Consider the following 18,412-nt stretch of genomic DNA (forward strand, 5'->3'; position numbering starts at 1 on the left):
CGCCGCCCAGACCTAAAAATTCCGAGATACGATGAAATCTAGAGCAGCCTCCGAAAGCCTCCCTGCCGTAGCGGGCCAAGCCAGGGCAGCCGCGAGACACGGCGCTGCAACCGTCCTTGCCTGACACCTCAAATCAAGATTGAATGCGCGGCTGAGACTGCTGACCCGCACGTTCCAATAGATAAGAAGATCAACACACGATGACCCATGACTTTGAAAGAATCCTCCAGGCCGCGCCGTCGCCCTTCGTGTTGTTGGACAGTGAGCTTCGGGTGGTCTGGGCGAATGATGCCTACCTACAGGTGACTGATCGCCAGTTAGAGCGGCTTATCGGGAAGGACTTGTTCGAGGAATTTCCATCTGACCCCGAAAGCGAGTCGGGCCGCATGCTGCGCGCGTCTTTCGCGCGGGTGTTCCGCGATGGCACCACCGATCACCTGCCGGTCATCCCCTATCCAATCGCCAGTGCCGAGGGCAAGACCGAAGACCGTTATTGGAGCGCGACCCATACGCCGATCCTAGGTGCGGATGGCGAGGTTGAGTTCATTTTGCAGCACACGCAGGACATCACCGAAGTCTATACCGCCGAAGCCCCGGGTGAGGCGCGCGCAGGCCCGGCCCAAGCTGCCGTGCTGCGCCGTGCCCATGAGGTGACGCAGCAGAATCTGGAACTCGATACCGGGATCAGACTTTTCAAGCTGATCTTTGAACAGGCGCCGAATTTCATGGTCACCCTCATGGGGCCGAACCACGTCTTTCGCACGGTCAACGCCGCCTATTTACGGATGATTGGCAAGCGCGATCTTATTGGCAAACCCGCGCGCGAGGCTTTGCCCGAAATCGCGGGGCAAGGCTTTTTCGAAATGCTGGACGAGGTCTATCGCACCGGCGAGGCCGTGAGCCAACAGGGGGCCGAGGCATGGGTGCAACGCAGCCCCGGAGGTCCGACTGAACGGGTCGTCGTCGATTTCGTGTTTCAACCGCTCGACAACGTGCGGGGAGAAACCATCGGCATTGTGATCCAAGGCAATGACGTCACCGCGCATAAGCTTGCCGAAACCAAGCTGCGCGAGGCGGAGGAACGGTTCCGCACCATGGCCCATACCATGCCGGTCCATGTCTGGACCGCCACCGCCGATGGGCGTTTGGATTGGGTCAGCGATCAGATATATGCCTTTTCGGGCGCGGCGCCGGGCAGTCTGGTCGGGGATGCTTGGCCCGCGATCATTCACCCCGAGGACCGCGCCGAGGCGATAGCCACTTGGGCCGAGGCGGTGGAAACCGGGGCGGTCTACGAGAGCGAATTTCGCCTGCGACGGGCCGATGGTGCCTATTGCTGGCACTTGGTGCGAGCCGTGCCGACCAGAGATGACCAAGGCGCGCTGATGCGCTGGGTCGGCACGAATTCCGAAATCCACGAGCAGAAAGAACTGTCCCGCCAACTGGCCGATCTGAACACGACTTTGGAAGAGCGTGTCGAGAAACGCAACCGTGAGTTGGAAGAGCTTCACGACCGGTTGGCCCAAAGCCAGCGGGTCGAGGCGGTCGGCAATCTTGCTGGCGGCGTTGCCCATGATTTCAACAACCTGCTGCAGGTGATGACAGGCAGCCTGACCATGGCCGCGCGCGAAATTGCAGCCGATTCCCCGGCGCGGGTGCGGATCGACGCGGCCATGCGGGCGGTGGAGCGCGGCGCGTCCCTATCCTCGCAACTGCTTGCGTTCAGCCGCCGTCAGCCATTGCAGCCGCGCTCAATCGACCTGCGCGATCTGTTCAGTGATATCGACGACATCATGCGCAGCGCCTTGGGCGAGGGGATGGAGGTCGAACTCGACACGCCCGATGCCCTGTGGCCAGCCTATGTCGATGCGGCAAGCACCCAGAACGCCGTGCTAAACCTCGTCATCAACGCGCGCGACGCGATGGAGGGGCGCGGCAAGTTGAAAATCGCGGTCGAAAACCGGCATATCGGCCCCGAAGAATTGCTGGGTGAGCCTGACATGGTGGCGGGCGACTATCTTGAGGTCAAAGTCATCGACCACGGGCCCGGCATCCCGGCGGATACGCTGGCCAAAGTGTTCGATCCGTTTTTTACCACCAAACCGGTGGGCAAAGGCACCGGGCTTGGGCTCTCCACCGTTTATGGCTTCGCGCGGCAATCGGGCGGGCGGGCCACCATCGCCAGCCATCCCGGCGCGGGCACGACGGTGACGCTTTTGCTGCCGCGCGCCGAGACGGCGGCGGAGCCTTTGCAATGGCATGACCCCTCAGACATCGCGGGCGGGAACGAGACCGTTCTGCTGGTCGAAGACGACGCCGAGGTGCGCGACGCCACCGCCGCCTTGCTGTCGGATCTGGGCTACCGCGTACGCACCGCAGAAGACCCCGCCACCGCCCTCAAAGCCGCGCGGCAAGCGCCGGAATTCGATCTGTTGGTCTCGGACGTGGTCATGCCCGGAGAACTGAGCAGCCGCGACATGGCCGAAACCCTTCAGGCCGAGCGGCCCGACCTGCCGATCCTCTTCATCTCGGGCTATTCGCGCGATGCGATCGTGCGCGATGGCCGGGTGGATGCCGGGGTGCAGTTCCTCGCCAAACCCTTCACCAAAGACGCTTTGGCGATCAAAGTCCGCGACGCGCTGTCCTCGGCTCCCGCTGCAAAAACAAAGGCTGACGCAGTCCAAGAGCAGCCAGACCGGCCCCGTCATGTTCTGCTCTGCGAAGACGACGCGCTGATACGGCTCGATCTGGCGGATATCCTCAGCGGGCTGGGCACCGAGGTCACCGAAACCGCGTCGGGGCAGGAGACATTGGACAGGCTGCAAGCCGGGCAATTCGACGCGCTGCTGATCGACGTGGGCCTGCCGGATATTTCGGGCGAGGAGGTCGCCACCCGCGTGCGGGCGCAGCATCCCGATATGCCCATCATCTTTGCCACCGGCCAAGCGGAAGTGCCCTCCGCCGCGGCTTTGGGTCGCTGCGCCGTGGTTCAGAAACCTTTCGGTGACCGCGATCTGGAACGTGCGTTTGCAAGCTTGGGCATTCTGTCACAGACGGAAACGGCCACAGCGTTTTGACGGAGCGTTGCGACCTTTGCGACATCGTGGCGCGCGGGACGTTGCTATTGCAGGCAAACAAGGTTTGAAAGGGGGTATTCGACCCGGCCAACGGCGCCCGCCTTGTGGATGTTCCGCCCGCTGTGTTGGGCTGGACTTTCTCGGCCGAAGCGGCTTGGAAATCAACGGAGGTTACCCACCGCCCCAACCGAGCGAGTTTTGGGCTTGGCCAACAAGAAGACCCGCCGTGGTACGCAATCCTGTGAAGTGGTCCCAGAAAATCGGACAGTCGGCTAAGGTGTATCCAACCCTTTTGGAAGGATACGAACATGGCAAAGCGCCGGAACTTTACAGATCAGTTTAAGGCCAAGGTGGCGTTGGAAGTGCTGCTGGGCGACAAGACCGTGCAAGAGATTGCCGCGAAGCATCAGCTGCACCCGAACCAGGTCAGCACGTGGAAGCGGCAGGCCATCGACGGCATGGCGGACGTGTTCTCGGGCGGCAGCCAGAGCGGCCCAACCGAGGCAGATGTGAAGGAGCTACATGCCAAAATTGGGAGGTTGGCCGTTGAGAACGATTTTTTGTCGAAAGGGCTCAAAAGGTGAGCCCTTTCAAGAAACGGTCGATGATTCAGCGCGACCATCCTAGGCTGAGCGTCAGCCAGCAATGCAAGCTGGTGAACCTGAGCCGGTCGGGGTTCTACTACACGCCGGTCGGGATTGATGCAGCGACGCTGGAAATGATGAAAGCGATTGATCGGGTGTTCACCAAATATCCGTTCTTTGGGTCACGCCAGTTCGCGGCATATCTGCGCCGGGAGAGCATCATCGTGGGACGCCACCGCGTGCGACGTCTGATGGCAAAGATGGGCTTGGAGGCAATCTATAAACGCCCCAGAACCAGCCAGCCACACCCACAGCATCCGGTCTATCCTAATTTGCTGAGGAAGATGGTGATCGACCGCCCCAACCAGGTCTGGTGCGCCGACATCACCTTCGTGCCAGTCAAGAATGGCTTCCTGTATTTGGTGGCGATTATGGACTGGGCAACCCGGAAGGTGCTGAGCTGGCGGCTCAGCAATACGATGCATGCCAACTTTTGCGTCGAGGCTTTGAAGGAGGCAATCGCCAAACACGGCCCGCCAGAGATCATGAATACGGATCAAGGATCGCAGTTCACCGGATCGGCCTGGACCACCACGCTGAAAGACGCCGGGGTCTGCATCTCGATGGACGGGCGCGGCCGATACCTCCGACAACATCTTCATCGAACGCCTCTGGCGGTCACTGAAGCAGGAAGCCGTCTACCTTGAGGAAATCCAAGATGGGTTCCAAGCTCGCAGGGTGATTAGCAACTGGATGAGATTTTACAACACCGAGCGGCCCCATTCCGCGCTTGATCGGCTGACGCCCGACGATGCATATTGGGATAGCGTGCGACGAGCGAAAACAGCATGAAACCTAAACACGATACACCTTAGAGAAGCTGCAAACCTGTCCGAAAAGATGGGACCACTTCAATGATCACCATGACGAACCCCGACACCCCCGAAGACTTCAAACAGGGCCTGCTTGGCATGAACGTGAGGGCTGCGGGAGCTACAAGCGAGCTTATGAAAGCGCAACTGGCGAGAGTTTTCTCTTGGCCTATGGCGGCTATGCATATGATACGGTGCTGTTCGCGGCGGAAGCGATCAACCGCGCTGGTTTGGCCGACCGTTAGGCGGTTGAAATTCGAAGATAACGATCTGGTCACAGTGGACTGATCACCTGCGATGAACGGACGGGCAGGTCCGATAGGATTTTTCCCTGCTTCCTTGCCCCCCTAGGGGATCGGCAAATAAACCGGGGGAACCATGCTGCAGTTTATTCTCGATACGCTGATCACGCTGTTCAACATTGGCTGACAATGGGCTATCGACGGGACGCCGACTGGCCAGAGTATTTCAAGTACAAAGGGTTTGATCTTTGTCGGTTCGAAGTCGGGACTGAAAGATTTTACTGTCAACCCCCTCCGTAAATGTGGTGCACAAAGGCGATGCGTTATAGATGCGACAACATCCGCATTGAGTGGTGTGCTGTGAAGGTAGCCAGAAAGAAAGCAGGCGATTTGAAAATACATCGAGTATTCCGCGTTCTCGGTGGGGGCCGTATTCGAGGGGGCTCACCTTTTAAGGTTGTAATTCGTGGAAATAGAAAAATACTTAAGAAAGGGAGGTATGATGATGGCCCCAGAGCGTGCTAAGTCTCAGAGAGTTTTCTTGTCAGGTGACCATAGTCAATACCATGGCGGAAGCGCAGCAGTGATTTCAGCAATAAGGCGAATGTTGCCCGATGTCACGTTTGCAGAAACGGGGGGCCCCTTTGACACTCTCATTGTAAATGGCGAGGGATCTATGCACCATGATTCCGCCCATTTTGTTGCAAAGATGGAGCAGCTAGCAGCTGCCCAAATGCTTGGAAAAAAAACCTGTTTGGTGAATGCAGTCTGGCAGGAAAATAGTGGAAGGTTCGATGATGTTCTAAGAAATCTTGACGTGTTGACGTTGCGCGGTCCGGCCAGTGCTGCCGATATGTTTGAGCGACATGGCGTGGCTGCGTTCCACCATGCGGACTTGTCATTATTTGCCCCTATTGAGCCACGCGAGCCCGTCGTTGATTTCGGTGGCGCAACAGTTGTCACTGATTTTTTCAACAAGGACTTTGGCGGCTTCGTCAGAAGCACGTCGGGGCCATTTTCAAAACTCCCCTATTTCAATCTTGCAGATTATGATTGGTCGGACGCGATTGCGACTTTGGCAACAGCAGGTGCGGTCCTGACGGGGCGTCATCACGTGATGTTCGCTGCGGTTCGTGCTCGTGTACCATTCATACTCATGGATGCTAATACACACAAATTGGCGGACCTCTTAGATGCCGCATCCGCAAAGCTTCCCGTTTGTAAGACACAAAGTGAAGCGGTGATTGCATTGAATCGAATTAAGACAAACCGTATCATTTACGATCGACTTTTTGATTGGGCTGAAAAACAAACCCCACCAAAATTACTTACCCAAACGCCGCCACAGCAACCGGCCAGTGTTTTGCCAGTGCATGAGCGCTTGAAGGACGCACGCTTACACTTACAGTTTAACCGCCCCCGAATTGCAATGGATGTAATCGCTGACCTTCTTGAAGAAGGGGGCGTTGTTCCAGATGCGCAATTGATTGCCGTGTCGCAGGCAAGCGGCGAAGGCTGGCGGGCTGCTCAACTTGTTGCTGACAGAATCGTATCAAGTGTTTCGCCGTTGCGTTGGCTTTCATCGATTGGCCGTTTTGGAGCCGATGCTGCGGGATGGGACAGATTGATCCCCGACAGCAAAGCTCCAATTTGGTGGCAGTCGGCCGTCGAGTTATTTCGCAATCTGAAAAGCCCTGAGGTTCTCGTCAATGAGGAGCAGATTCTGAACGTTCTGAGTTTAACCAATACCGCAGTTGAATATGAAGCGGCTCGGTTGGCAATGGAAGAAAGAGCCTCAAAGCTGTGGAGGATGGACGTTGCGGGTATCCTCAACAAACATGTCCACAAAGAGGAACTTCCAATGGCGTATGTCGAACATGTCTCAGCGATTTTTCCAGCGCGGTTTCATTTGTTTGGCGATGCAGAAATGAACGCTGCCCGTGAGCAGTTGGTAAATCCAGAGTTGGTTTGTCAAATTCGAATTTCGTACCTAGTCGAATATCTAAGGCGCAGTTCGAGCGATAAAAAACAATTATTGCGTGACGCGACTAGTGCATTGGACAGAGTGGTAGGCGCCAGACATCTGTTGCAAGTACGTGTGGCCGCAGTCGCATTGGCTGTGGAAGACAACGAAGCGGCGGCGAAAGCTTTGTCTAAAGCTGCTATTCCACAAAGCATTATTCAACAGTGTCTGGTGGTATCAAATTTCGCGAATAAATTGGTTTCCCCGGCACTCGCCGGTCTTGCTGGAGTAGACGCTACCGATCTAGGTTTTTCACGGAGGGTTGGCACGCAGAAAAACCGCATCGCGGTTGTTGGAAATGGACCTCTTTCTTCAGATATATCACCAGATGAAATTGATGATCATGATCTCATAATAAGGATTAATGATTTTCTTCTCGGTGAAGCGTGGGGCAATAATGTTGATTATCACGTTACAGTTTTGACGGGCATGATCGGTTTTGGACAAGCAAACCTATCCAGAGTTCGGTTTGGAACGCTTATTAGAAAAGCTGACCTACCTTTCCAATTAACCAACTGGAAACCTACTGCGCAGATTCTAGAATTCGGTCACAAAGTCGGTTTTTTGCCAAGGCTTTCCCGTGCTTCTCTTCAAAAGCGTATTGGGACGGAGGTAAGCACTGGTCTAGCCATCTTGTCAGAAATCGCTCATTTGCGCCAAAGTATGGCGGGGGTTTCAGTCTTTGGCATGCCACTTTTGTGCGGCGATACTGATAGGAGGCGCGTACAAAGCAGCGTTTCTCATTCCCGCCATTTTTGGGAGAGTGAGGCATTGGAATTCAAGCGACTAAGAGCTAAATGACCCTATGTGCTTCCCCGTGTGTATACATGATTAAGAGTAGTGCGTTTTTACTAACCAACCCGAGTGCCTGTTTCTGGCTATTCTGGCTTATTGTTGTAGTTGGAAGCTTGAAGTATTGGCAGATAACGAAGGTCGCAGATCGCAGGGATTTATTAAGTGCCAGATACGCTAAAATATAATTTGCATCAAAATGCCCGCCTCTCCGTGGCTACCAATGGTAATCCCCCCGGATCTTAAGGGGATGCGGAAGTATAATTTTCTCGGCAGGATGAACGAGGAGATCAGACGCTTCGATCGGCGGGCGGGCGCGCGTGTCCCCTATTTTTCAGCCCGCACAGCTCTTAATCGATCCGGTGCGGAGCAGGGGTCCTATACAGAGATCGCAGAGGCGATCCGGATGATCAGTAAGGCTGCGCGGGCAGATCTGCATGAGCTTTGGGCGCGAATGGCCTTCAACGTCCTGGTCACCAACACGGATGATCACCTGAAGAACCACGGCTTCATCTATGCCGACAACGGCCTTTGGCGGCTCTCTCCGTTCTTTGATGTGAACCCACAAGCGGGACGCCATCGCTATCTCGAGACGGCGATCATAGAAGGAGGGCCATTTAAGGCATCGCTCGATCTTGCGGTGGCCGCTGCGGAGTTCTTCGATCTATCGGAGCACGAGGCGCGCAAAAGGGCGCGCGCGATGGCATCAGTCATCGCCAACCGGTGGAAACCTCTCATGCGGCAATTCGGTGTTGGTGGAGAAGATCTGAATGCCCTCGCAGACGCCTTTGAACACAGCGAGGCAGAGAAGGCTCTTAGCCTTTGATCAACGCCGATCTCTCGGCGGAAGCATCACGGTATCGGGCGTTTCTGAGCCTCGAAGCGCTACGTTCGCTTTGAGCCCAAATTGACCGATGCTGCATTTTGCGCGAACTTCCGCTCTGCGAATGGCGCTACGCTCACAGGTCACGCCCTTGCTTGGGTTTCGGGGGTGTTGGGAAGCAGATCCAACTCGATCCAAAACGTTGAGCCCTTTCCTTCGAAAGACTTGAACCCTATCTCTCCGCCCAGCAAGTCAATTAACTGTTTTGTAATGCTCAAACCCAAGCCACTGCTCTGTGTGGCTCCGGTGGTGCCCGGGTTGACCTGATGAAAGGGGGAGAAGATGGCAGTTTGCGCGGCGATGGGGATTCCGATCCCGTTGTCGGTGACCTCGATCCGCGCCTTCTGGCCCATCTTTTTCAATCTAATTTTCACGACGTCCCCTGGAGTCGTAAATTTTGTAGCGTTGGAAATCAGGTTGGCCAGAACCTGGCTGACACGGGCGCTGTCTGTCAGTGTTTTCAGCTTCTCGTTCGGCGTTTCTACGAGATAGCTGACGTTATGTTTATCACCGTAAGCTTGGCACCCTTCGACTGCCGAAGACACAACTGCATTGAGATCGACAGGTTTGAGGTCTGCTTTAACTTTCCCCTCTGCCAAAGCCTGCGCATCCAAAATATCATTGACCAGTGCCAGAAGTCGGTCTCCATTACGAGACGCGACATCAATCAGCTTCAGTGTGACCTCATCCTTCATCGTATCTGCAACGCGGCGCTTCAATAAAGCGAGGCCGCCGATGATTGAAGTCAGAGGCGTCCTTAGCTCGTGGCTGACGATGCTCATGAAATTCATTTTCATCCGGGCAGCCGATGTTGCTTCCTCAGCGAGTTGGCGCATCTCGTTTTCGGCATCTTTGGATGCTCTTAGTTCAAGCATAAGCGAAAAGACGAATATCCCCAGAAGGCCCAGAATTGTCGCGCTGAGATAGGCCACGGTATCTGAAAGGGTGAGGAGGCCGGATCTGAACTCTCCCATGGCCTGAGATTTTGCCTGCGAGAGCGTCACAAGAAACTTCCTGATCGAGAGATCAAAACCTTCCAGTTCAAACAGAATGGCTTCAACCGTCTCACTGCGATCGACACCGGTGAGGCTATCCGTGTTGAGGCCTTGGATCACCGGCTCCAAGCGTATGAAGGTGGCCTCAAGATCCGAGACGACGTCGCTATCAACTTGAAAGCTTTCGATAAGCTGCGGCAGATCTCCCCTCTGGAGAATATTAATGCGGCTCCATGCGATTTCAAACCGCAAGACCACATCTATCGCTGTTTTAGACCCGAGTGCATACTCGCCGAGGGCATTCTCGAGCCGTAGCACTTCAAACTGCAATTGTGAGGCAACCCACAGTGGGTCACTCTGCTCAGCAGTTTGAATTTTCTGGACCCCGTCGTCCAGCTTGGCAACTACCGTGATCCCAAAAATTACTGCGCCGATAAACAATAAAAGGAGCAAGCCGCGAATAAATTTCCTGTAAGGAATTAGTCGACGGAGATGCTCTTTAACTGCCATACCAACCTATCATTGTAGATGTCGTCATGAAGTTCCGGGTTGCCGTCCATTGGGTAGATAACCCAAATCGGTCCTTTGTCACGAACCGGCATTGTTTCCCCGTTAAGCAAAACCGCCAGAATGACGTCATACGCAAAAGCATCCGCAGCCGGCACTTCCGAGGAAAAGTCGTTGAGCGCGACCATTTTCAGGGTCGCATCTTGAGCAACATCCATCTCTTTCAGAACTGAGCGCAGGCTCGGCCCTTGGAAGGTGGTCGCTTCGTTAACGTAGTCGTTTTTCGTCACAACAGTTGTCTGGGGCATCGCGAGAATTTTTTCGAGGGTGAAGCTCTCCGTTCGATCCGCCGTCGCAACCGTTAGGATGTCCTGCGCGTAGCTTAAGGTTGGAGCCGCAAGCAACAAAGCAAATAGACCGGTGAAAAAAGTTCTCATAATCAGCATCATTCAATCCCGGTTGTATTGGTCAGTGCAGTCCCATCCTAACGAGACTTCATGTCAATATTTTGTCGGCCTTCAAAAGCTGCGGTTGGCGCAGCCGCAGCGAATTGGCGCTATGTCCGCTCTGGCGACCTTGGTGCTCGTTGCAGTTAACGTCTTCTTCGAGCCCAAACTGACCGTTTGTGGGGCGGAGTTCTTCGCAGTTGCGGCATAAGCTGCGCCGCCAAGAGCGGCCCATTGCTGCCATTCGGGTCTTAGAGATTTGCTGCGCAACAGCATCCAGAAAGCCGACGTTCCTCCGCTGGTGGCAATCGTTCTGATCCTTCGGAATCCGTTCTGGGCAATCTTCCAAAGTTTGCGGCACTTTCAAACGCTGAAAACACCTTTCCTTCAGGTCCCGTAAAGTGCGGGTCAATCTGCCTTGGCCACAGCTCCATCTGACAGCACGTTGAGGAGTGGGCATTCCGGTGCATCCGAACCGCTGCACTTCGCAATCGTTTCTGCCAAGATTGCCTCGATGCTTTGCAGATCCCTTATCTTCGCCCGCACGACATTGAGGTGATCCCGCCCACGTTTCTCGACTTCGCCGCAGGTATGGCTGCCGCGATCGACCATGCTGAGCAGCCCTCGGATTTCTTCCATGGTAAAACCCAGTTCTCGCGCTCGCATGATAAAGCTCAGCCGCTCAACATGCGCAGTTCCGTAACGGCGGTGCCCGGCGGGACTGCGCGGTGGGTCCGGCATCAAGCCGACACCCTCATAATAGCGGATGGTCTCAAGGTTGCAGCCGGTCAACTTCGCAAGATCGGAACGCTTTAAGGCGCTCGCAAATCCGTGATCGCTCGACATGAAGTTTCTCCTTGATCCTGTAGTTGCTACAGACCCTACCTTGCCTGTCATGACGGAGGCAACCATGAGCACCGCGATGACAGATCACACTCCTGCGACACCGACCGAGCATGATGATCGTTCTGGCTGGCTGGCCACCGGCGCCGGTGTGTTCGGAGCATTGGCCATGTCATCTTGCTGTATTCTGCCGTTGGTATTGGTCAGCTCTGGCGTCACCGGAGTCTTCATCGGTCAACTTACCGCGCTCTATGCCTACAAATGGGTGACCTTCAGCCTCGCAACGCTCGCGCTCGCATATGGGTTTTGGAAAGCCTATCGCCCGGTGCCGAAGGAAGCTTGCACGGACGGCATCTGTGCGCGCCCGGTCGACCGCGGGGTGATGCGGCGGTTGCTTTGGGGCGCTTTGATTGTCGTGCTTCTGGCGCTCGCCTTTCCAATAGTCTCGCCCCTTCTTTTGACATTCTGACCATGAGGTCTCCTATGAAACTGCTCGTCTCCACCGCTGTGCTTATCCTCTCTGCCAGCCCAACACTGGCCGCAGAAGCAACCACTCGCATTGCCGTTGAGGGGCTCAATTGCCCCTCTTGCAGCTATATCGTCGCTACTGCCATGAAGCGCGTGGACAGCGTCGAAGTGCAGGAGTTTATCGCAGGCGAGGCGGAAAATGGCCTCTATGTTCTGCGCTATGATGATGCGCTGACAGACCCGCAGGCCATTGTCGCCGCTGTGACGGCCGTCGGATATCGCGCTGCCTTGAATGCGGAGAACGGATCGTGAGCGGCGTGGAGGGTTCCGACACCCAGAGTGGCCTGCTCAAGTTCGGACTCATTGGCACGGTCATCGTCGCCCTTTGCTGTTTCACGCCAGTGCTGGTGATCCTGTTCGGCGCTGTTGGCCTGTCGGCGCTGCTGGGCTGGCTTGATTACGTGCTGTTGCCAGCGCTCGCCATCTTCATCGGCATCACAATTTACGCGCTTTGGAAGTGCCGCGATTCAGAGAGATCATCATGAAAGACACTAAATCCCCCCAGAGGAAATCTTATGACCTTGCCGTGATCGGCGCCGGTTCCGCGGGTTTCTCTGCCGCCATCACTGCGGCTGAGACCGGCGCGCGGGTGGCGCTCATCGGCGCGGGCACCATTGGCGGCACCTGTGTCAACGTGGGCTGCGTGCCGTCCAAGGCGTTGATCCGCGCGGTTGAGAGTTTGCATCATACGCTTGCTGCGGCTCGGTTTGATGGGATAGAGGCCGAGGCCCGCGTGTTCGACTGGGCGGCGACTGTCGCGCAAAAGCAGGCGCTGGTCGAAAAATTACGTGCGGCGAAATATGCAGATGTTCTACCCCGGCATGAGAATGTCGATTACGTCGAAGGCCGCGCGACATTCGATGACGATGGCAGGTTGACGGTCGATGGCAGTCTCTTCCCGGCAGCAAAGGTCGTCATTGCCACCGGCTCCCGCCCCCATGTGCCTGCAATCCCGGGAATCGAGGACGTCGACACCCTCGACAGCACAACAGCACTGGAACTGAGCGCTCTTCCGGCATCCATGATTGTGCTTGGGGCGGGATATATCGGCGTGGAGCTGGCGCAGCTTTTTGCGCGAGCCGGTGTTGCCGTGACGCTGGTCAGCCGCCGAGGCGTCTTGCCGGAGGCAGAACCGGAAGTGTCAGAGGCGCTGGCAGGTTACTTGGGCGATGAGGGCATCCGTGTGGTCCGCGCTAATGGCTATGACCGCATTTCGAACGGTGACAACCATATCACGCTGCATCTCTCGGATGGCCAAGCACTGACATCGGAACGGCTCGTGCTCGCAACCGGCCGTGTGCCAAACAGTGACGGGCTGAACCTCCCGGCTGCTGGAGTTGCAGTGGATGCGCGGGACGGCATTCAGACCGATCCTCAAATGCGCACCGGCAATCAAAATATCTGGGCGGCGGGCGATGTCACGGGCCGTGACCAGTTTGTCTATATGGCCGCCTATGGCGCCAAGATCGCGGCGCGCAATGCGGTGGCGGGTGAGGCCCGCAGCTATGACAATGCCACCATGCCTTGGGTCGTCTTTTCCGATCCGCAGGTGGCAGGCGTTGGGTTCAGCGAAGCGCAGGCCCGCGCTGCTGGTCATGAAGTGCTGACCTCCGTTCTGCCGCTGGATGCCGTGCCGCGGGCCTTGGGGGCCCGCGATACGCGTGGCCTCATCAAGCTGGTGGCCGAAGCGGGAAGCAAACGGCTGCTCGGCGCACAGATCATGGCACCGGAAGGGGCCGACAGCATCCAGACCGCAGCGATGGCGCTGAAGGCCGAGCTGACCTACGAAGAGCTTGGCGACACGATCATGCCTTATCTGACCACCGTCGAGGGTTTGAAACTGGCGGCCCAGACTTTCGAGAAGGACGTTGCTGCCCTGTCTTGTTGCGCGGGGTAAAGACATGGCAGATCCCTCCACCCACGATTGGCTAAACACCCGGCTTGGCAGCCTGCTCGCGTGGGGCCTTCCCATCGGCGCGATGCTTCTGGCGGTCCCGCTCGCCGACGGCCCCAAAACCGCAATCTGGGTCATCGCCCTTGCTTGGATGGGCGTCGCCTGCCTGCGCAATGCCCGGCGCTGTGGCCGGGCGCATTGCCGCTACACCGGGCCGTTCCTGCTGGCCATGACGCTGCCGGTGCTGGCTTATGGTGTAGGCGCGCTGCCACTGGGCAGCGACGGTTGGCGCTGGCTTGGGCTCACGATCGGCGTCGGCGCGACCGGGATCTGGTGGCTCAGTGAACGAAAACTCGGCCGATATCGTTGAACTTGGAACAAAAGCCTTCCTAACTCTCGCCTGCAAGGACACTTCATGACCGAAACACTTGATCTGATCGTCATCGGCGCCGGCATGGCCGGGATCAACGCCGCGAAAAAAGCAGCCGGGGCTGGATGGTCCGTCGCCATTGTGGACGAACTGCCCTACGGCGGCACCTGTGCGCTGCGCGGCTGCGACCCGAAGAAAATGCTACGGGCCGGAGCTGAAGCGATCGACGCAGCTCGTTTACTAAAGGGTAAGGGCGTTGCAGGTGACACGCGGATCGACTGGCCAGCGCTCATGGAACACAAAGAAAGCTTCACCGATCCGGTGCCGGAGAACATGGAAGACGGGTTGAAGCAAGCTGGCGTGAAGACGCTGCATGGGTCGGCGCGCTTTACCGCAGAGGATCGACTCGGAATCGAAGGCCATGGGGAGTTCACCTTCAAGCATGCCTTGATCGCAACAGGCGCCAAACCGCGACCTCTGGGCTTTCCCGGTGCCGATCGGCTCATCGACAGCATCGAGTTTCTGAACCTGCCGAACCTGCCCGAACGCATCGTATTCGTGGGTGGTGGATACATCTCTTTTGAGTTTGCCCATATTGCTGCCCGAGCAGGTGCCGAGGTCACCATTCTTGATCATGGCAAGCAGCAGCTGAAAATGTTCGACCCCGATCTTGTCGATATGCTGCTGGAGCGGAGCCGTGCTGTCGGAATTGAGATCATCGCCAATGCCGCGCCCGACCGAATCGACTCTGCGGGTGACATGGAGCGCGTCACCTATAGCGTCGATGGCAAATCACATGTCAAAGAGGCCGACCTTGTTGTCCATGGCGCGGGTCGCGTGCCTGCCGTCGATTGCTTAGATCTAAGCGCTGCGGGCATTGAGGCTGAGCATGGCGGCGTCAAAGTCGAAGAGTGGCTACAGTCCACATCCAACTCTCGCGTATATGCCGCTGGTGATGCCGCGGCGTCCCCGGGGAAACCTTTGACCCCGGTGGCTGTTTTCGAAGGCAAGATTGCCACATCGAACATGCTGAAAAACAAACAAACCGCACCTAATTACACCGGCGTCCCCAGCGTGGCGTTCACCATTCCAGAACTCGCCCGGGTCGGCATGTTGGAGGAAGAAGCGCGTGAGACTGGTGATGTGGAGGTATCATTCGCAGATACATCCAACTGGTTCTCTCAAAAACGATTGGGAGAGACCCATGCAGGTGCCAAAATCATCTCTGATGAGAATGGTAAAATCTTGGGCGCGCATATGTTTGGTCCGGACTACGCGGAACTCATCAATATCTTTTCGCTGGCAATCAAACTGGGGCTTACGGTTGACCAGGTAAAGACGATGCCGGCAGCCTATCCCACGGGGGCGTCGGATATCGGTTCCATGTTTTAGGAACGCAAGAGTTCAGAGAATTGCCAAACTGTGCGTTATTGAGCATGAGCTGGGCTGACCTCCGGTCAGCAAACGGAGGCCATGATCGGAAAGTTCAATTGCGCTTGGCGAGCGTCTGCTTTTGGTGCCTCCGTCAGCTTTCTTGCGACCGCAGCGAAGGTCTGGTTTTCGGCGCTTTTCTCCAAGAGGTCTTCTCAACTGAATCGGAAACTGTGCGTCCGCAGCGAACGGCTGCAAAGTCCGCTGTGCGAACCTTGACGTGTAGTGCGGCAAACGTCCGCAGTGAGCCCAAATTGACCGCGTAAGTAATGAAGGTCTTCGCAATTGCAGCATAAACTGATCTGGCAAGAGCGACCCGCAAGTGACGTTGCTCTTTCTATTGAGCAATGTCTACTTTAAGGCGACTCTGACTGCGCATCTTGAATACGGCAAAGAAAGCCAATGTTGAGACCCAGATTGTTGATTGTCACCGAGAACTGACCCGGCAACTGCAGAAATTGTCATTGAGAATTGACCCATGTGTAACCTTGCCCCTGCTTGAATCAGCTGGGAGCTATTGGAGTGTTAGACATGGGATTTCTGAGGATTATTCGGAAATGGGCTCTGCGAGACAAGATGCCCATCCGCGAGATTGCGCGCCGGACAGGGGTGTCTCGCAACACGATCAAGAAGTATCTGCGGACAGGGATAGTTGAGCCCGAGTTCCAAATTTTGGACCGACCGAGCAAGTTAGACCCTTATGCTGAGAAGCTGACAGGCTGGTTGCTGTCTGAGCAGCGTAAATCACGCAAGGAACGGCGAACGGCCAAACAGATGCATGCAGATCTGGTTCAGCTCGGCTTTGATGGTTCATATGAGCGTGTCGCGGCCTTCGTGCGGAACTGGAAGGGCGAACGCCAGCGTGCTCAACATACGACTGACCGGGGTGTTTTCGTGCCCTTGGTCTTTCAGCCGGGCGAGGCGTTCCAATTCGATTGGAGCGAGGACTGGGCCTATGTCGGCGGCGAGCGCCTCAAGCTTCAGGTCGCTCATATCAAGCTGTCACACAGCCGCGCATTTCTGGTGCGGGCATATCGGCTGCAAACGCATGAGATGCTGTTCGATGCCCACTGGCATGGCTTTCGGGTGTTTGAGGGTGTTCCGGGGCGTGGCGTCTATGACAACATGAAGACAGCCGTTGACCGGATTGGTGTCGGCAAGAAGCGCGATGTAAACGCACGGTTCCTTGCGATGACCAGCCATTATGTTTTTGACCCTGAGTTCTGCAATCCCGCGGCAGGGTGGGAGAAAGGTCAGGTTGAGAAGAATGTGCGCGACGCCCGCCATCGGCTTTGGCAACTCATGCCCGCCTTTCCGGACCTCAATGCGCTGAATGAATGGCTGGAGGAGCGCTGCAAGCTTCTCTGGGCCGAGACACCGCATGGCAGATTGCCTGGCAATATTGCGGATATCTGGGACGCCGAGAAGGCCGCGCTGATGCCACTGCCCACAATGTTTGACGGCTTTGTCGAGCAGAGCAAGCGGGTATCCCCCACTTGTCTGATAGCATTCGACCGTAATCGCTACTCAGTGCCTGCCAGCTTTGCGAACCGCCCTGTCAGTCTCCGCATCTATCCTGAACGGCTGGTCATCGTCGCCGAAGGCCATGTGGTCTGCACGCATGAGCGCATTATTGAACGCTCACACCGTCAGCCAGGGCGCGTTATTTATGACTGGCACCATTATCTGGCGGTGGTTCAACGCAAACCCGGCGCGCTGCGCAACGGGGCGCCCTTCGTTGAGATGCCAGAAGGGTTCCGGAAGCTGCAGGATCATATGTTGCGTAGGCCAGGTGGTGACCGCGAGATGATCGACGTCCTATCCTTGGTCCTCCACCATGACGAACAGGCCGTGCTTTGCGCAGTAGAAATGGCGCTGGAGGCGGGCGTACCAACAAAAACCCATGTCTTGAACCTACTTCACAGGCTGGTGGATGGCGCACCGATAGACCAGCCCGATGTGACCCCGCCTGCGGCCCTTTCTTTGAATAAGGAGCCCGAGGCCAATGTCGCACGATATGACGGGCTACGCACCACGGGAGGAACACGTCATGCGTCATGATCCCGCCGGTGCTGCCATCGTCATCATGATGCGTAGCCTGAAGATGCCAGGCATGGCTCAGGCCGTGCAGGACCTGCATGAGCAGGGATCGCCTGCTTTCGATGCAGCGATCCCCATGTTGTCGCAGCTGCTTAAAGCCGAGATTGCTGAACGTGAGGTGCGTTCCATTGCCTACCACATGAAGGCAGCACGCTTTCCGGCATACAAAGACATCTCTGGCTTCGACTTTGGCGCCAGCGAAGTCCGTGAAGCTTTGGTCCGCCAACTTCACCGATGCGAGTTCATGGACGCGGCTGAGAATGTAGTGCTGATCGGAGGCCCTGGAACGGGAAAATCGCATGTCGCTACCGCCCTCGGCATTCAAGCAATCGAGCATCATCGCAAGCGTGTGCGCTTCTTCTCCACGGTCGAGTTGGTCAATGCGTTGGAGCAAGAAAAGGCCCAAGGCAAGGCAGGAAAGATCGCTGAGGTGCTGGTGAAAGCTGATTTGGTGATCCTGGATGAGCTGGGATACCTGCCGTTCAGCGCTACGGGTGGCGCGTTGCTGTTCCACCTTCTAAGCAAACTCTACGAGCGCACCAGCGTCGTCATCACAACCAACCTGAGCTTTAGCGAATGGGCCAGCGTGTTCGGTGATGCAAAGATGACCACCGCGCTCCTCGACCGCCTCACACATCGTTGCCACATTCTCGAGACCGGCAATGACAGCTACCGGTTCAAGGCCAGCTCCGCGACAGCCAAACAGAAACGAAAGGAAAAAGCGGCATTGACGCCATCATAACGCAAAGAACATAACAACTGGGTGGGTCAAGTCTCGGTGAAAATGCCGGGTCAGTTCTCGGTGACAATCAACAACCCAGATCG

Annotated in this window: 15 protein-coding genes and 1 pseudogene; 12 read left to right on the forward strand and 4 right to left on the reverse strand. The window is 56.4% G+C overall.

The annotated features are described in order from the left end of the window. Window positions 1–200: 200 nt before the first annotated feature. The 4 genes and pseudogenes from K3762_RS07150 (at window position 201) to K3762_RS07165 (ending at window position 8,416) form a co-directional block, all read left to right on the forward strand. The gene (locus K3762_RS07150; protein ID WP_132446773.1) at window positions 201–3,077 is read left to right on the forward strand and encodes a response regulator; all 2,877 of its coding nucleotides are present in this window, start codon (window positions 201–203) and stop codon (window positions 3,075–3,077) included. A 308-nt stretch (window positions 3,078–3,385) separates the two neighbouring features. Beyond that, a pseudogene (locus K3762_RS07155) lies at window positions 3,386–4,513 on the forward strand (IS3 family transposase). Between the two features lie 728 nt (window positions 4,514–5,241). Further along, window positions 5,242–7,599, forward strand: coding sequence for a polysaccharide pyruvyl transferase family protein (locus tag K3762_RS07160; protein WP_260012585.1), 2,358 nt, complete (start codon window positions 5,242–5,244; stop codon window positions 7,597–7,599). 268 nt (window positions 7,600–7,867) lie between these two features. Next, window positions 7,868–8,416, forward strand: a complete 549-nt coding sequence (locus tag K3762_RS07165; protein WP_260012586.1) for a type II toxin-antitoxin system HipA family toxin — start codon at window positions 7,868–7,870, stop codon at window positions 8,414–8,416. Between the two features lie 140 nt (window positions 8,417–8,556). Here the strand turns inward: K3762_RS07165 and K3762_RS07170 are convergent, their stop codons facing one another. From K3762_RS07170 to K3762_RS07185, 4 genes are read right to left on the reverse strand one after another with little or no spacing between them, the layout of a single operon-like run. Then, window positions 8,557–9,978: a sensor histidine kinase KdpD gene (locus K3762_RS07170; RefSeq protein WP_132446781.1), complete on the reverse strand. Its 1,422-nt coding sequence runs from the start codon at window positions 9,976–9,978 to the stop codon at window positions 8,557–8,559. Beyond that, window positions 9,948–10,424, reverse strand: coding sequence for a molybdopterin-dependent oxidoreductase (locus tag K3762_RS07175; RefSeq protein WP_240791678.1), 477 nt, complete (start codon window positions 10,422–10,424; stop codon window positions 9,948–9,950). The genes K3762_RS07170 and K3762_RS07175 overlap by 31 nt, the downstream gene beginning before the upstream one ends. A 46-nt stretch (window positions 10,425–10,470) precedes the next feature. After that, on the reverse strand, window positions 10,471–10,833 hold the full coding sequence (locus K3762_RS07180; protein WP_132446785.1) for a hypothetical protein: 363 nt from the start codon (window positions 10,831–10,833) through the stop codon (window positions 10,471–10,473). Continuing rightward, entirely contained in the window at window positions 10,830–11,267 is a 438-nt protein-coding gene (locus tag K3762_RS07185) for a helix-turn-helix domain-containing protein (RefSeq protein ID WP_120350722.1), read from the reverse strand. Before K3762_RS07185 ends, K3762_RS07180 begins: the two co-directional genes overlap by 4 nt. A 64-nt stretch (window positions 11,268–11,331) precedes the next feature. On the opposite strand from K3762_RS07185, the gene K3762_RS07190 reads away from it, so the two are divergent. The 8 genes from K3762_RS07190 to istB all read left to right on the forward strand — a co-directional run bounded on the left by K3762_RS07190 (window position 11,332) and on the right by istB (window position 18,329). Beyond that, window positions 11,332–11,733, forward strand: a complete 402-nt coding sequence (locus K3762_RS07190; RefSeq protein WP_240791679.1) for a mercuric transporter MerT family protein — start codon at window positions 11,332–11,334, stop codon at window positions 11,731–11,733. A 14-nt stretch (window positions 11,734–11,747) separates the two neighbouring features. Next, window positions 11,748–12,044, forward strand: coding sequence for a heavy-metal-associated domain-containing protein (locus K3762_RS07195; protein WP_132446787.1), 297 nt, complete (start codon window positions 11,748–11,750; stop codon window positions 12,042–12,044). Then, on the forward strand, window positions 12,041–12,277 hold the full coding sequence (merF, locus tag K3762_RS07200) for a mercury resistance system transport protein MerF (protein WP_240791680.1): 237 nt from the start codon (window positions 12,041–12,043) through the stop codon (window positions 12,275–12,277). Before K3762_RS07195 ends, merF begins: the two co-directional genes overlap by 4 nt. Further along, window positions 12,274–13,689, forward strand: a complete 1,416-nt coding sequence (merA, locus tag K3762_RS07205; protein ID WP_260012587.1) for a mercury(II) reductase — start codon at window positions 12,274–12,276, stop codon at window positions 13,687–13,689. The genes merF and merA overlap by 4 nt, the downstream gene beginning before the upstream one ends. A gap of 4 nt (window positions 13,690–13,693) precedes the next feature. Beyond that, complete coding sequence (locus K3762_RS07210; RefSeq protein ID WP_132446793.1) at window positions 13,694–14,056, forward strand: hypothetical protein; 363 nt, start codon at window positions 13,694–13,696, stop codon at window positions 14,054–14,056. A gap of 45 nt (window positions 14,057–14,101) precedes the next feature. Continuing rightward, the gene (locus K3762_RS07215) at window positions 14,102–15,448 is read left to right on the forward strand and encodes an NAD(P)/FAD-dependent oxidoreductase (RefSeq protein ID WP_260012589.1); all 1,347 of its coding nucleotides are present in this window, start codon (window positions 14,102–14,104) and stop codon (window positions 15,446–15,448) included. Between the two features lie 570 nt (window positions 15,449–16,018). Further along, a complete protein-coding gene (istA, locus tag K3762_RS07220) occupies window positions 16,019–17,548 on the forward strand; it encodes an IS21 family transposase (RefSeq protein WP_260010420.1) in 1,530 nt (509 codons plus the stop codon). Further along, entirely contained in the window at window positions 17,538–18,329 is a 792-nt protein-coding gene (gene istB, locus K3762_RS07225; protein ID WP_260012591.1) for an IS21-like element helper ATPase IstB, read from the forward strand. The genes istA and istB overlap by 11 nt, the downstream gene beginning before the upstream one ends. Window positions 18,330–18,412 lie beyond the last annotated feature (83 nt).

The organism is Sulfitobacter sp. W074 (assembly GCF_025142275.1).
GTDB lineage: Bacteria > Pseudomonadota > Alphaproteobacteria > Rhodobacterales > Rhodobacteraceae > Sulfitobacter > Sulfitobacter profundi.